Raw genomic sequence first — 12,150 nt, 5'->3', positions numbered from 1 at the left:
GGAGTGCCGCGACGCGTCCCGGCACAACCGAACCGTGGCCGAACCTTTATCGGCACTGTGACGTAGCTTTCATGTCCTTTACGCTAGTCGCTAATTTCTGCTTTGATGTACATCGCTATGGACGCTAAAGATCAGGATGACAACAAGAAGCGCGGTTACGAGATGCGCGCCCGCAAGGATGCGGCGGATGCGACGCACGAAGCGATACTGCAAGCAACGATCGATTGCTTCGTCGTCGAGCAGTCGGTGGCGATCACGCTGAACATGATCGCCGAACGGGCGGGCGTCACGGTAAAGACGGTGATGCGGCATTTCGGCAGTCGGGAAGCGGTGATCGCCTCCGCGTGGGCGCGAGTCCACGAGGAGATACTCGTCGAGCGGATCCCCCCGAGCGAAGACCGCGACCGGGCATTGGAAGTCCTGCTCGAACACTACGAGCGTCGTGGGGACATGGTCCTAGGTGTGCTGCGCGAGGAGGACTTCGATCCCCGGGCACGCTCGATGTGCGACAGGGGACGAATCGAACATCGGCGGTGGGTCACCGAAGTGTTCAGCAGCCGACTGCCCGATGAAGATGAACCGGCCCAGCGGGCCCGTGTTGTCGATGCCCTGGTGGTGGCGACCGATCTCTACACGTGGAAGTTGCTGCGGCGCGACCGGAGTCTGACCACCGATCAAGTGCGAGATCGCATGCAGCTGATGACCGATGCGATTCTCGCGGCGATCTGATTATGCGCCGTCAACGCATCCCCGATGCGTTGGCACAAAGCGCACACCTCATTGCGCCGGCGTTGTGGCCGGCTGAAGCACGAATCTCCCGTAGCTCGTCAGGAAGGAGCAACCTATGCAAGAACCCTATGCCACTTGCGAAGTCGTCAAGATGCCGCTGATCTCCACGGCCCCCCGTCGGTCCAGTTTCGATAGCCTCCGACTGGGGGTGCTGTGCAACACCAAGTGGAACGCCGCCAAGTTGCTGCTCCTGACCGTGCGCCAACTGGTCGACCACGGGTTGAGCCTGGCAACAGTCAACTACTACGACAAGGCGCATTTCTCCTGCAACGCCGGCTCCGAGTCGGTCGCGGAGATCGCCGCCGACAACGACATCGCGCTCACCGCAATCGGTGACTGCGCCTGGAGTTATTCGGCCTGCATCAGCGACGCATTACACCTCGAGCGAGCGGGAGTCCCGACCGTCGCGTTCGTCACATCGGAATTCGAACTCGAGGCACTGCTGCAATGCGAGTTGCTCGGCATGCCGGGACTGACACCCGGGGTCACCGAGCACCCGATCAGCAGTTTGACCACAGAACAGCTGCAAAGTTGTGCCGCCAAGATGGCCTCGCAGGCTCGTCGCATCTGGTTCGGCGCCGACGGCGCCTTGGAGGCGGCGATGTTCGAAGCCGGCGCCGGTCGATGAACGGTGGCGCCCAGCGGCGACGTTAGCCATCGCCCCGGGAATCAAACTCAGCCAGTTCGCTCGTCGCCGGGCACCTCGTCGCGGCGCTCGAGAAAAACGGCGGCCCAACGCAGCACCGCGTGCTAATCATGACCAATGCCGTTGCCGCCGCTCTCGACACGGAAACCACAGCAGCCGTGGTGAAGATCTTGTTCGTCACAGTCGACGGTGGCGGCAACATTTCGCCACAGCTGGCGGTTGCCCGGGTGCTGCGATCCCGCGGCTCGCGGATCCACTTTCTCGGTCACCCGGGCATCCGCGATCGAGTGGAGGCTGCGGGATTCAGCTTCGAATCATTGCCGACCAGAACCGATTTCGACCCCACCCGGCAACGGTCATTGCTTCGTATGGCCAGCGATATCGCCAAGGTGCAGATCGATCGCCGGATCGGTGCCGCAGTCGTAGCCGCGGCATGCCGCTACGGCGCCGACGTGGTCGTCATCGACATGCTGCTGACGGCCACCATCGACGAAGTCGTCGCCGCGCACATGGCGACCGTTGTCTTTGTGCACTGCTTCTACCGACAGGTGCAGAACAAGGCGGGTGGACCACTCGGCTGGCTGATGCGCGCCCGCGGCGTCGACCCGTTGGGCGCAGAGCGCAGCGGTGCGCTGCACATCGTTACCGCCCGCCGTGACCTCGATCCGATCCACGGCACACCACCAGTACATCATGTCGGGGTCGTGTGGCAAGGCGTTCCCACCGAATCCACGGTGCTGGAGGTGCCCCGAATCCTGGTGAGCCTGAGCACCTTGGGGATCGCCGGACAGCGGAGTATGTTGCGGCGAATTCTCCATGCTGTTGCACCCTTGCCGGTACACGCGACGGTGACAGTGGGCCCTGCGATCGACGCCTCGGGATTGCGGGTACCGGCGAACGCGTCGATTCACGACTGGCTCGACCATGACGAGGTGCTGCCCACCACGGCTATGGTGGTCGGTCACGGCGGACACAGCACCACCATGCGGGCGCTGAGTTTCGGTGTCCCGGTGGTCGTCTTGCCGGCAAACCCGCTGATAGACCAGAAGATGGTGGGCGCCGCACTCCACCAGGTGGGCGCCGGGATCCTGCTGAGCAAACACGCCAGAACACGACGCATCCGGACGGCGATACGCGCGGTATTAGAGGATCCGCGCTATCGAGACGCCGCAGATCGCCTTGGCCGACAGATTCGCCAGCGCGACGGCGCCCAGACCGCCGCGGACGAGATCCTTCAGTTCGCTAGGGCTTCCAGGTTGTGAGCGGCGCGGCGGAACACGACGGCGCGACCGCCGCGCAACGGCGCGTTGGTGACACCACGGTAGTGACTCCACTCCCCGGCGGCATCGGTAGCGCGTAAATCGAAGCACCGCAACAGCGTCCGCAAGACCACGACCATCTCCATGTTGGCGAAAGCCGCACCCACACATCGATGTATGCCCGCGCCGAAAGGCACCCATGTGGACGTGTCGGGCGGATTGTCAACAAAGCGGTCGGGATTGAATTCGTCTGCATCGGGAAAGTTGCGATGCGAGCTGTGACTGAGCACCATACTGACCGCAACCAGCTGATTCTCCGGAATCACCCACTCCCCCAGCCGCAATCGGGCCCGGGTGACCCTCAGCAGACCCTGGATCACCGGGTGCGTGCGCTGCACTTCCCACACCGTGGCCTGCAGTAGACGCGTTTCGTCACCGTCCGCTTCAGCGACCAGCCGGGCCAGTAACTGCGGGTGACGCCGCAACCGTTCGACGGCCCAGGCCAGTGTGGCACTGGTGGTCTCGTGACCGGCTGCCAGCAGCGTGAAGAGCTCATCAGCGATATGGTCCGCGGTCATCGACCGGCCGTCTTCGTAGCGAGCCGCCAGCAGCAGCGACAGCACGTCGTTGCGGTCATCGAAGTTCGGGTCGGCACGTGCCTTGGCTATCAGCTGCTCGATGACCAGGTCGTAGCGGCGACGCTGACGCGCGAAGCGTCCTCCCGGGCTCCACCGCCCTAAATCACGGCGGGCCCACAACGGCAACAAGGCCAGCCGTGAGCCGAGCGCCACCATTGCGGGCAACGACTCGCGCAGTTCCTCGAATTCGTCTCCCTCAGCGCCGAATACGGCTCGCAAGATGGCGTTCAGTGTTATTCGAGTCATCGATGGCAAGGTGGCGAAGGCCTGGCCTTCCACCCAGCCAGCGGTCTCGCGCAGCACCTCTTCCACCACGACGGACTCGTAGGCGCTCATGCGTCTTCCGTGGAATATCGGCAACAGCAACCGTCGACGTTGCCGGAGCTCGGCACCGTGCAAATTCACCGTCGAGCCCGGACCGAACACCGAGCCCACGTGGGAGGCCGGCACGATCAGATCATCCTTGGTGCTCAACACGTCTTTGATCACCGCCGGGTGACCGAAGACCGTCACCTGACCGACGATCGGTAGCCGCACCGTGAAGGCATCGCCGTAACGGCGGCCCAAAGCCTTGACGGCAGCCCTGCGAGCGGTCAGAAATGCCACCGCGACAATCAATCCTGGTATCGGCACCACCGGCGGCCGCAGCACTGTATCCGTCGTCGCTTGTGCCGCCATTAGCCGCCTTCCTGGTACGAATTTCGATAATCGGGCGCACATTCGGGAGCAGACCGCACGGCGTCGTTTAGCAGGGTGCGCGTGTAGGCGAAGCAGGCCGCGCCACCGACGATCACCGAGGGCGCGATGGCGATGGCAATATGCGGGGTGCCGGCGAGCGCATTGCCCACTACCAGCCATACCGTGGCCAGCGCCGTCGTCACCAGGGGGGCGAGCCAGAAACCATGGCGGGGTTTGGCGGGCAACCTGAACACCCGTTCCAGCACCGCCGTCAGCACCAAGGTGGTAGCGGCGCTGAGCATGAACTGAGCCAACCCGGCGTGCAACGCAATTCGAACCCCGAAGCGGTGATGAGCCGCCCCTGACCAGCATCCGTACAGCGCACCAGTGCCCATGGCAACGAGGACCGGCCGTCGTACGCGTCGCACCAACGATGCGCAGGTGGACATTGTGCTCATCGCGCCAGCCGTGCCCGCACCAGCCGCAGCACACCGGCAAGGATGTTCGCCGCATCGAGAGGTATCCATACCACCACCGCTTCGCCCGCTGCCCAACCGGGTGCCATCGCGGTGTAGAAGCGCACATCCGGGTCGCCGCTCATCCGTTGCATTCGCGAAACATCCAGCGGCACAGCGTCCGAACGCACAACCCAGGGATCAGCGCCAATCGGCTGGTAGTGCCTGCGACTGCTGACCGCCATCGCCAACCTCTCCACCTCCGGCGGCGTCGAGTAGCTGCGGCTGGGGTATAACCGCGGCATGGTGGAAGCCAGCAGACGATAGACCGCCGGCGAAGAGCTTCGAGTGGCATATGCCAGCGGGGTGCGCGGCGAACGAAGCTTGAAACGGAGGGCCTGCCCCAACCCGAAGAGCCCGGCCAGCGCGCCGCCACGATAGCCCGGCCGGAAGAACACGCCGGCGTTGATGACCGCGATGTTCTCGCACTCGAGATGGTCGAACGCGACGTATGAGAAGCCGGCACACTGGTCACGCTCATCGTAGAAAAGGACGAAACGCCCGTCACCGGCGCTGAACACCACGGCCGCGAAATCATCCCGGCTGCAACCCCGTGCGGATTGGCGGTAGATGTCGTAGAGGACGTCCACCAGCGCCCTGCGCTGGCCAGGTCCGAGTGATCCCGAGTTCAGATGTACGCGACGGACGATGCGTGCCGATGCCGAATCGCGTTGCACGGGAGTCGATCGCTCTGGAGTCAGCCGGGCCGGGCGTTTCGCTGTTACACGCATGGCGCGCGCCGCCGCTCCCTCACCACTGGGTCGCGATTGTTCGAGGCTACCTTGCGTCGCCAATTGGAGACCCCGTCCATTGAGTTTGCTACCGATAAGTCCCATATGCTAGGTATTCAAGACCTGTGTGGCAATAGTTTGGGGTGTCGGAAAAGTGCGGCAACGGATCACCCTCGCAATTGAATGCAAAGGGCCGTGGCACAGATATTGGGCGCCGGCCGGAGGCGCCGGCCAGATGCCGCCGAGTCGGGTTGTCGCGTCGGTGAATACCCAGTTCAAAGGGTTTTTGCGCTTTCGTCAGCGATCCGCAGCGGCCCCACTCAGCATGGGTACGCACCCGTTTGATGTCCACCACGGTGACACCAATTTGTGTCATCGGCAGATTTCAATACGGCGATTTGATGTCCGAATGAATGACATTGGACGTCGCGTCGAAATCGGCATGCTTCGCCAGTCGTTACGAGGAGTTTTCCGATTGCTGTGGGCCCCATTTCAGGTCCAGGCGATGGACACTGAACCGGCACGCCGACAATGTTCGCGCCGCCGGCTTCCAAGAAAAGTCCAAGGTTCCCCCCAGCGGTGTTCGGGAATCTCTCCACGAGCCCTTCCCGAGCTCTTCCCGAGCCCTTCCAGCAGCACAGGAGTCGCGATGACGAACCGTCAGGTCTCGAACGTAGGAAAGTTGATCGCCGCGACCGGTTTGGCGATCGGGATGTTCGCCACCTCGACCGGGGTAGCGCATGCGGAAGCGTCGGCACCCGTTGGCTTCTGGACGACAGGCACTGGGTCAGAGCAACTGTTGGTGAGCCAGCGCGGGTGCTCGCTGGCCAACGGCGCGGGAGTGCCGACCACGTCGGGCCCGTGCAGTTGGAACCCGTCCTCCCGGGGAGGAATCCTGACCATCGTGAGCAGCCAGACCCGTCGACCGGCACCGATCTACTTCAATGTCCTCTGGGTCGACCAGTCGACGATCACCGTCGAAGGTGATGTGTTCTATCGGCGATAACGCTTCGCAACGTCGGTGGCGGCCTGCCCAGGTCCGCCCGGCGCCGCCGCCGCCCGGCGCCGAACTTGTGCGGAATATGCTGCCGCCGGCCAATTAGGCTCCATCCGGACGGGCGGCAGGGCGTTCGTCGACTTGGCACAAGGGGCTACGCATGACGGGTAACGACAACAACATCGCACCTGCGAACCACCAACCTCCGGCCGGCGGGTATCCGCCACCCCCGCCCGGCGGCTATGCGCCGCCTGGGCCTCAGTACGCGCCGCCACCTCCGGCACCCATCACGCCCAAGAAGGGTGGGGTAGGCAAGCGCATCGGCGCGGCCCTGGGTGCCGTGGTCCTGGTGATCGCCGCGAAGGTTGGACTGCATGCGGTGACGCACCGACATGACGATCGCCCGTCCGGCAGTAGCGGCTTCGACTATGCGGTTGGCACCTGCCTCAACCTCGCCAAAGCAGGAATCATGGTGAAGCCGAGCGACGTGCACGTGGAGCCCTGCTCCTCCCAAACCGCGCTGTCAAAGGTCGCGAAGAAGTACAAGGGCGCCAAGAACTGCCCCAACGACAATTACGGAACTCTGGAGGGCGGCGGCAGCGGCCTGTGTCTGGAAGACAACCTGACCATCGGCAGTTGCTATCACCAGGCGCTGATTTCGCACATGTTCGCGTCAACCGCCTGCACGCCCGGAGCGCTGTCCAGCGACCCCACCTTCCGGGTGGCGCTCCGACGTGACGGGGTCGACGACCCCGGGTTGTGCGGCGGGGATCAGCAGGTGGTGAACTTTCCTGAGCCGCCACTGACGTACTGCATGGACGTCCTCGAGCGCAGCGGGTAACGGCTCAGCCCGCGCCCTTTCCGTTGTCCACGCGGTACACGGCGCCGTGAACGGCCGCGGCGTCGTCGCTGGCGAGGAACGCGATGACGTTGGCCACGTCGACAGGCTGCATCATGCCGCGCGGTGCTGCCGAGCGAAGGATCAAGTCAAAGTTCGGGTTTTCCGGGGCGCTGAACTGCTCTATCTGCGGCGTCAACATGCCGCCGGGGCAAACGGCGTTGACGCGCAAGCGATCTGCTGTGTACTCGACAGCGAGCGCGCGGGACAGTCCGATCAAGCCGTGCTTGGCCGAGCAGTAGCCGGCTGAATACGCCTGGCCTTCGACACCGGCGATGGAGGCGACGTTGACGATGTTGCCGCCGCGGTCCAGCAGATGCGGTAGCGCCGCCCGACATAGGTAGAATGGGCCGTTGAGGTTGACCGCCAGGTCGTGCGCCCATTCGTCGTCGGTCATCGAGTCGGTGCGGCGCATCTGATGATGCCCTGCGATATTGATCAGCACATCGATGGCGCCGAATCGTGCGATGCACTGTGCCACGGCACTGCGGCAGGCTGCCGGGTCTGTCACGTCCGCGGGAACACCGGCGCCCTCGGCGATGTCGGCGAACACCGCGTTGAGTTTGGCGGCGTCCCGCGCGATACCGAAAACAGCTGCGCCCCTGCGGGAAAGGAGTCGCGCCGTTTCTGCGCCCAGGCCCGAGGATGCGCCGGTGACGAACGCGACCTTGCCTTCAAACGTTGTCATTGAGCACCTTTCGACCGACGATCACCATGCATTGTGCCGCAGGGGTGACTGGCCCGACGTTCGACGGGAATGAATCCGGCGACCACAGACTTGCCTACCGAGTAACGAGGCGGTTCGTGAGCGACAGAAAGGTTCCCCGAGATGAGCATGACTTTGGCTGGAAAGCGGGCGCTTGTCACCGGAGGCTCCCGCGGCATCGGTGCCCAGATCGTGCGGCGGCTCACCGCGGACGGTGCCACGGTGGCGTTCACCTACGCGGCGTCGGCGAGCGACGCCGAGAAGCTCGTCGCTGAAGTGGCGGACAACGGAGGCAAGGCAGTTGCCATACAGGCCGACGCGGCCGATCCGGGCCAGATCTCGACGGCCGTCGAACAGGCGGTGACCGAACTCGGCGGCCTGGACGTGCTGGTCAACAACGCCGGTACCGCCTACCTGGCCCCGATCGACGAGTTTCCCGCCGAGCAGTTCGACCGCGTCGTCGCCGTCAACATCGGTGGCGTGTACTGGACCGTGCGCAGCGCTGTCGCGCATCTCGGCGAGGGCGCGCGGATCATCAACATCGGCAGCATCAACGCCGACCGAGTACCCGGGCCCGGGCTTTCGGTGTACGCGCTGACCAAAGGCGCGGTGTCGTCTTTCACCCGTGGACTGGCGCGTGAGCTCGGCCCGCGCGGTATCACGGTCAACAACGTTCAACCCGGCCCGATCGACACCGCAATGAATCCCGCCGAAGGCGAGTTCGCCGAGAGCCTCAAGCTGGTTTCCGCGCTCGGACGCTACGGCCACACCTCCGACGTCGCCGCTATGGTGAGCTTCCTGTCCGGCCCCGAGGCCGGGTACATCACCGGAGCTAACATCAACGTCGACGGCGGTTTCACGGTCTGACGGCGCAACCGATTCGCGGTCACCCGACAGATCACTCGGACGGGGGTTGGTGGCCTGCCGCACGGTGAGTACCTCTTCGAAAGAGCACAACCACGGAGGTAATCATGTGCAGCACCAAAGATCCCACTGACCATTTCCGCACCACCTGCCCACACACCGGCGAATACTTCATCGACCGCTACAGCTGGCCGGGTATCTCGTCGATCGTGCTCGGTGTGATCTCACTCGCCGCCGGTGTGGCGGCGGCGGCCTACCGGCACCACGAGTGGCTGCTCACGTGTGGCGTGGTCGCCGTGCTGGCGATCGCCGGAGGCCTCGCCTGGCTGGCGGTGGAGCACCATCGCGTCATGCGCGTCGAACGCGATTGGCATGCCACCCATTCCGGTCCGCCACGAGTGAGCCCACTGCGACCGGTCGGGTAGGCCCTCCCCGTCCCAGTCAGCCGGGGGCCTGCCATCCTGGCTGACGATGGATGAGACTGAAGCCGTACGTCAGATGTGGCAGGCACTCGGGCTGCCCGGCATCGTCGATGTGCACACGCATTTCATGCCCAAGTCGGTCATGGACAAAGTCTGGAAGTACTTCGACGAAGCCGGGCCACTGGTGGGCCGCACCTGGCCGGTCACCTACCGCACCAACGAGCAGCGCCGATTGGAGACGCTACGCGACTTCGGGGTACGGGCGTTCACCTCACTGGTCTATCCCCACAAACCGCAGATGGCGGCCTGGCTCAACGAGTGGGCGACCGGCTTCGCCGCTGCCACGCCGGACTGCCTGCACACGGCAACGCTATACCCGGAACCGGGCGTCGAATCCTACGTCTGTCGGGCGGTCGACGCGGGCGTGAGAGTCTTCAAGGCGCACATTCAGGTCGGCCAGTACGATCCCACCGACGCGTTGCTCGACCCGGCGTGGGGCGTCATCGAAGATGCCGCGATTCCGGTCGTCATGCACTGCGGGTCCGGCCCCGCTCCAGGCAGATACACCGGCCCCGGGCCGGTCACGACGTTACTGGCGCGCCACCCTCGACTGCGTCTGATCGTCGCGCACATGGGCATGCCCGAGTACGGCGATTTCCTCGGCCTGGTCGAGCGTTATCCAGAGGTACGACTCGACACCACCATGGCTTTCACGCCGTTCATCGAAGAGACGATGCCGTTTCCGCGCTCTGAGCACGGGCGGCTACGCGCGCATGCCGACCGCATCCTGTTCGGCAGCGACTTTCCGAACATCCCCTACGGCTTCATCGAGGCGATGCGCGTCCTGACGCGTCTGCCGGGTGTCGACGACGAATGGCTACGAAAAGTACTGCACGACAACGCCGCTCGCCTTTTCCAGCTCGACACGCGATAACACGTCAGCTGCGATGTGCGCGCAGCTGATAAAGCCCGTGGGTCTTCGCCACCACAGTGCCGTTGGCATCGGTGACGACCGCGTCCAGTATGTAGTCGGACTTGCCCCGCTCAGCGGCCTCGGCTTCCACGCGTGCAATGGTCTCCTCGTCCAGCTGCGCCTCCGCCCGCAGCGGGGTGCTGGCCATCGCCTTAAACGAGATGTCGACGTTCTTCACCAGTGGGAAATACTTGCTCGCATCGAAGGTGGACAGCGCGATGATGCCGCCCAGCACTTCAGCGACGGTGAATTGAACGCCGGCGTAGATGACACCGAAGTGGTTGCCGTTGCCCTCGACCGGAACGCTGGCAGCGGCGAAACCGCGCCGAGCCTCGACGATCCGGACACCCATGTGTTCGGCGATCGGGATGGTCGATGACAGAGCGGTATTCATCATCTCGACGACAGAGTCGGTCACATCGTCGATCGTCGCACACCCGCCCCCGGGCGCGGATGGTCGGGCATCCCGGACGTCGGCGAGAAAGCGCCTTGCCGGTCAGGGCCGCCATCCGGGCGAAGCCTGCGACCACTGCCAGCGGGCCGCTCAACTGGCCGGCGATGGAGCTACCCAAACCAGTGGTGGCGCTCATCGTCGTCCCGTCACGAAATCCCTCTTGCCGCTGGGGATGTCGAAGTGGTCATCAGCTTGCCCCGGTCTGGTGTCGTTTAACCGTTACTTCGGCAACTCGGCATCGGGTGACGTCGCATCGTTCCGGACTACGGAACGATCCCTGTCCTGAAACAGGCTCCGATCTAGGGCCGCTGATTGGACGTCACGCAACCGGGTAGACCACCGCGATGAACCTGCATGGTGCCCTGAGCCGTGTCGAGGAGTTCGAGGTTCTCGACGGAACGACCGAGACAGCCTCCCATATCGCCGAACAAGTGCTGGGCCGTCACGGCCTGGCGGGAGCCCTGCGCGGCTCGTGGCTCGGGCACCCGGTGCACCCACTGTTGATCACGCTGCCGATCGGCGCCTGGATGACCTCGGCCGTCCTGGACATCGTCTTCGGGGACACCACGGCAGCCCGCCGGCTCGTCGCCACCGGGCTCGCTGCGCCGCCGCCCACCGTGCTGGCCGGGTGGGCCTAGTCCACGCTGCATCCAATGGTGTTGGTGTGGTTATATTCTCGCTGTCCTACCGGGCCTATCGCAAAGGCCGGTGCCGGGCGGCCCGCCTGTTCACCCTGCTGGGGTTGACCGCGATCGGTGTCGGCGGCGCCCTCGGCGGTCACCTCTCTTATTCGCAAGGCGCCGGCATGTTCCGCTGGCAACCACTACGTGCGGTGACCAACCGCAGCACGGCGGAGTACCGGCGCGCCGCGTGAGGTAAGCGCCGGTTTGCGAACCCTTTGGATGTAAAACTTGTCAACATGGCATCCGGCTCGTACCACCACGGCAACCTGCGGCAGGCACTGCTGGATCATGCCGTGACGCTGGCCCGGGCCGGCGGGCCCGACGCGGTCGTGTTACGCGACGTGCAGCGCGCGGCCGGAGTGAGTAACGCCGCCGCCTACCGCCACTATTCGGACCGGCAGGCGTTGTTGGGGGCGGTCCAGGTGTACGCGATGACACTGCTGGGCGAGGCGATGGTGGAGTCGATCGCCTCGGTGCCCAATCGCGGCCCGCGCAATCGGCGTGCCGTGGCACGGTTGCGGGCCACCGGGCAGGCCTATGTGGATTTCGCCCTGGCCGAACCTGGCTTGTTCCGAACGGCATTCGCCCCTGGCGGACCACAACAGACCGACCCGGTCGTAGCACTCGACCGTCATCCGTTCCAGATTCTCAGTGGCTGCATCGACGATCTCGTCGCCACCGGCGTCCTCACGCCGAGCCGGCGCGACGGACTCGACGAAGCCGCATGGGCGGCCGTGCACGGCCTGTCCTCGCTATACCTCGACGGACCACTGGCCGCAGCGGACGCCGACCGCAAGCAGTTGATCACCGACCGCCTCCTCGACGTCGTCCAGGACGGTATCCGCTAGACCCCGCCATGTTGACAGCGATAACTTACGCTGGCATGCTTGCCGATGT

Annotated in this window: 16 protein-coding genes; 11 read left to right on the top strand and 5 right to left on the bottom strand. The window is 64.6% G+C overall.

Annotated features, from left to right (window positions below; translation table 11 throughout):
• Positions 1 to 105 precede the first annotated feature (105 nt).
• The 3 genes from JX552_RS00490 (at position 106) to JX552_RS00480 (ending at position 2,697) form a co-directional block, all read left to right on the top strand.
• Positions 106 to 729 (top strand): TetR/AcrR family transcriptional regulator, encoded by a 624-nt coding sequence (locus tag JX552_RS00490; RefSeq protein ID WP_205875605.1) that lies wholly within the window; start codon positions 106 to 108, stop codon positions 727 to 729.
• Between the two features lie 115 nt (positions 730 to 844).
• The gene (locus JX552_RS00485; RefSeq protein WP_205875604.1) at positions 845 to 1,417 is read left to right on the top strand and encodes a UGSC family (seleno)protein; all 573 of its coding nucleotides are present in this window, start codon (positions 845 to 847) and stop codon (positions 1,415 to 1,417) included.
• A gap of 128 nt (positions 1,418 to 1,545) precedes the next feature.
• A complete protein-coding gene (locus JX552_RS00480) occupies positions 1,546 to 2,697 on the top strand; it encodes a glycosyltransferase (protein ID WP_205875603.1) in 1,152 nt (383 codons plus the stop codon).
• Here the strand turns inward: JX552_RS00480 and JX552_RS00475 are convergent.
• Genes JX552_RS00475 through JX552_RS00465 form a run of 3 tightly spaced genes read right to left on the bottom strand, consistent with a single transcriptional unit; the run spans position 2,670 to position 5,202 of the window.
• Positions 2,670 to 4,010 (bottom strand): cytochrome P450, encoded by a 1,341-nt coding sequence (locus JX552_RS00475; RefSeq protein WP_205875602.1) that lies wholly within the window; start codon positions 4,008 to 4,010, stop codon positions 2,670 to 2,672. The two genes, JX552_RS00480 and JX552_RS00475, sit on opposite strands and share 28 nt — an antisense overlap.
• Entirely contained in the window at positions 4,010 to 4,468 is a 459-nt protein-coding gene (locus tag JX552_RS00470) for a hypothetical protein (RefSeq protein ID WP_205875601.1), read from the bottom strand. Before JX552_RS00470 ends, JX552_RS00475 begins: the two co-directional genes overlap by 1 nt.
• The gene (locus tag JX552_RS00465; RefSeq protein WP_205875600.1) at positions 4,465 to 5,202 is read right to left on the bottom strand and encodes a hypothetical protein; all 738 of its coding nucleotides are present in this window, start codon (positions 5,200 to 5,202) and stop codon (positions 4,465 to 4,467) included. Before JX552_RS00465 ends, JX552_RS00470 begins: the two co-directional genes overlap by 4 nt.
• Positions 5,203 to 5,905: 703 nt before the next feature.
• On the opposite strand from JX552_RS00465, the gene JX552_RS00460 reads away from it, so the two are divergent.
• Entirely contained in the window at positions 5,906 to 6,262 is a 357-nt protein-coding gene (locus JX552_RS00460; protein ID WP_205875599.1) for a hypothetical protein, read from the top strand.
• Positions 6,263 to 6,413: 151 nt separating this feature from the next.
• Positions 6,414 to 7,094, top strand: coding sequence for an LppU/SCO3897 family protein (locus tag JX552_RS00455; protein ID WP_205875598.1), 681 nt, complete (start codon positions 6,414 to 6,416; stop codon positions 7,092 to 7,094).
• A 4-nt stretch (positions 7,095 to 7,098) separates the two neighbouring features.
• Here the strand turns inward: JX552_RS00455 and JX552_RS00450 are convergent, their stop codons facing one another.
• Positions 7,099 to 7,839, bottom strand: a complete 741-nt coding sequence (locus JX552_RS00450; protein ID WP_205875597.1) for an SDR family NAD(P)-dependent oxidoreductase — start codon at positions 7,837 to 7,839, stop codon at positions 7,099 to 7,101.
• Between the two features lie 141 nt (positions 7,840 to 7,980).
• On the opposite strand from JX552_RS00450, the gene JX552_RS00445 reads away from it, so the two are divergent.
• The 3 genes from JX552_RS00445 to JX552_RS00435 all read left to right on the top strand — a co-directional run bounded on the left by JX552_RS00445 (position 7,981) and on the right by JX552_RS00435 (position 10,077).
• A complete protein-coding gene (locus JX552_RS00445; protein ID WP_205875596.1) occupies positions 7,981 to 8,724 on the top strand; it encodes a 3-oxoacyl-ACP reductase family protein in 744 nt (247 codons plus the stop codon).
• Positions 8,725 to 8,828: 104 nt separating this feature from the next.
• Positions 8,829 to 9,146 carry a protein UsfY gene (gene usfY / locus JX552_RS00440; RefSeq protein ID WP_241010795.1) on the top strand — a complete coding sequence of 106 codons (318 nt, stop codon included), beginning with the start codon at positions 8,829 to 8,831 and terminating at the stop codon, positions 9,144 to 9,146.
• A gap of 46 nt (positions 9,147 to 9,192) precedes the next feature.
• A complete protein-coding gene (locus tag JX552_RS00435; protein ID WP_205875595.1) occupies positions 9,193 to 10,077 on the top strand; it encodes an amidohydrolase family protein in 885 nt (294 codons plus the stop codon).
• Positions 10,078 to 10,081: 4 nt separating this feature from the next.
• Here the strand turns inward: JX552_RS00435 and JX552_RS00430 are convergent, their stop codons facing one another.
• A complete protein-coding gene (locus JX552_RS00430) occupies positions 10,082 to 10,534 on the bottom strand; it encodes a PaaI family thioesterase (RefSeq protein WP_346779296.1) in 453 nt (150 codons plus the stop codon).
• Between the two features lie 380 nt (positions 10,535 to 10,914).
• Between JX552_RS00430 and JX552_RS31625 the strand changes: the two genes are divergently transcribed.
• From JX552_RS31625 to JX552_RS00420, 3 genes are read left to right on the top strand one after another with little or no spacing between them, the layout of a single operon-like run.
• Positions 10,915 to 11,208: a DUF2231 domain-containing protein gene (locus JX552_RS31625; protein ID WP_241010793.1), complete on the top strand. Its 294-nt coding sequence runs from the start codon at positions 10,915 to 10,917 to the stop codon at positions 11,206 to 11,208.
• Positions 11,209 to 11,234: 26 nt separating this feature from the next.
• A complete protein-coding gene (locus JX552_RS31620) occupies positions 11,235 to 11,444 on the top strand; it encodes a hypothetical protein (RefSeq protein WP_241010792.1) in 210 nt (69 codons plus the stop codon).
• Between the two features lie 45 nt (positions 11,445 to 11,489).
• A complete protein-coding gene (locus JX552_RS00420) occupies positions 11,490 to 12,101 on the top strand; it encodes a TetR/AcrR family transcriptional regulator (RefSeq protein WP_205875594.1) in 612 nt (203 codons plus the stop codon).
• Positions 12,102 to 12,150: the final 49 nt, after the last annotated feature.

Origin of the sequence: Mycobacterium gordonae (assembly GCF_017086405.1) — a bacterium.
Lineage (GTDB): Bacteria > Actinomycetota > Actinomycetes > Mycobacteriales > Mycobacteriaceae > Mycobacterium > Mycobacterium gordonae_D.
Note: the sequence above shows the minus strand (reverse complement) of the source record. Positions and strands in the feature narration are given on the sequence as shown.

What these genes read in the sequence shown, in the direction of transcription:
- JX552_RS00490 (WP_205875605.1), top strand. Translation starts at nt 106, where the DNA reads ATGTACATCGCTATGGACGCTAAAGATCAGGATGACAACAAGAAGCGC.
- JX552_RS00485 (WP_205875604.1), top strand. Translation starts at nt 845, where the DNA reads ATGCAAGAACCCTATGCCACTTGCGAAGTCGTCAAGATGCCGCTGATC.
- JX552_RS00480 (WP_205875603.1), top strand. Translation starts at nt 1,546, where the DNA reads ATGACCAATGCCGTTGCCGCCGCTCTCGACACGGAAACCACAGCAGCC.
- JX552_RS00475 (WP_205875602.1), bottom strand. Translation starts at nt 4,010, where the DNA reads ATGGCGGCACAAGCGACGACGGATACAGTGCTGCGGCCGCCGGTGGTG.
- JX552_RS00470 (WP_205875601.1), bottom strand. Translation starts at nt 4,468, where the DNA reads ATGAGCACAATGTCCACCTGCGCATCGTTGGTGCGACGCGTACGACGG.
- JX552_RS00460 (WP_205875599.1), top strand. Translation starts at nt 5,906, where the DNA reads ATGACGAACCGTCAGGTCTCGAACGTAGGAAAGTTGATCGCCGCGACC.
- JX552_RS00455 (WP_205875598.1), top strand. Translation starts at nt 6,414, where the DNA reads ATGACGGGTAACGACAACAACATCGCACCTGCGAACCACCAACCTCCG.
- JX552_RS00450 (WP_205875597.1), bottom strand. Translation starts at nt 7,839, where the DNA reads ATGACAACGTTTGAAGGCAAGGTCGCGTTCGTCACCGGCGCATCCTCG.
- JX552_RS00445 (WP_205875596.1), top strand. Translation starts at nt 7,981, where the DNA reads ATGAGCATGACTTTGGCTGGAAAGCGGGCGCTTGTCACCGGAGGCTCC.
- usfY (WP_241010795.1), top strand. Translation starts at nt 8,829, where the DNA reads ATGTGCAGCACCAAAGATCCCACTGACCATTTCCGCACCACCTGCCCA.
- JX552_RS00435 (WP_205875595.1), top strand. Translation starts at nt 9,193, where the DNA reads ATGGATGAGACTGAAGCCGTACGTCAGATGTGGCAGGCACTCGGGCTG.
- JX552_RS31625 (WP_241010793.1), top strand. Translation starts at nt 10,915, where the DNA reads ATGAACCTGCATGGTGCCCTGAGCCGTGTCGAGGAGTTCGAGGTTCTC.
- JX552_RS00420 (WP_205875594.1), top strand. Translation starts at nt 11,490, where the DNA reads ATGGCATCCGGCTCGTACCACCACGGCAACCTGCGGCAGGCACTGCTG.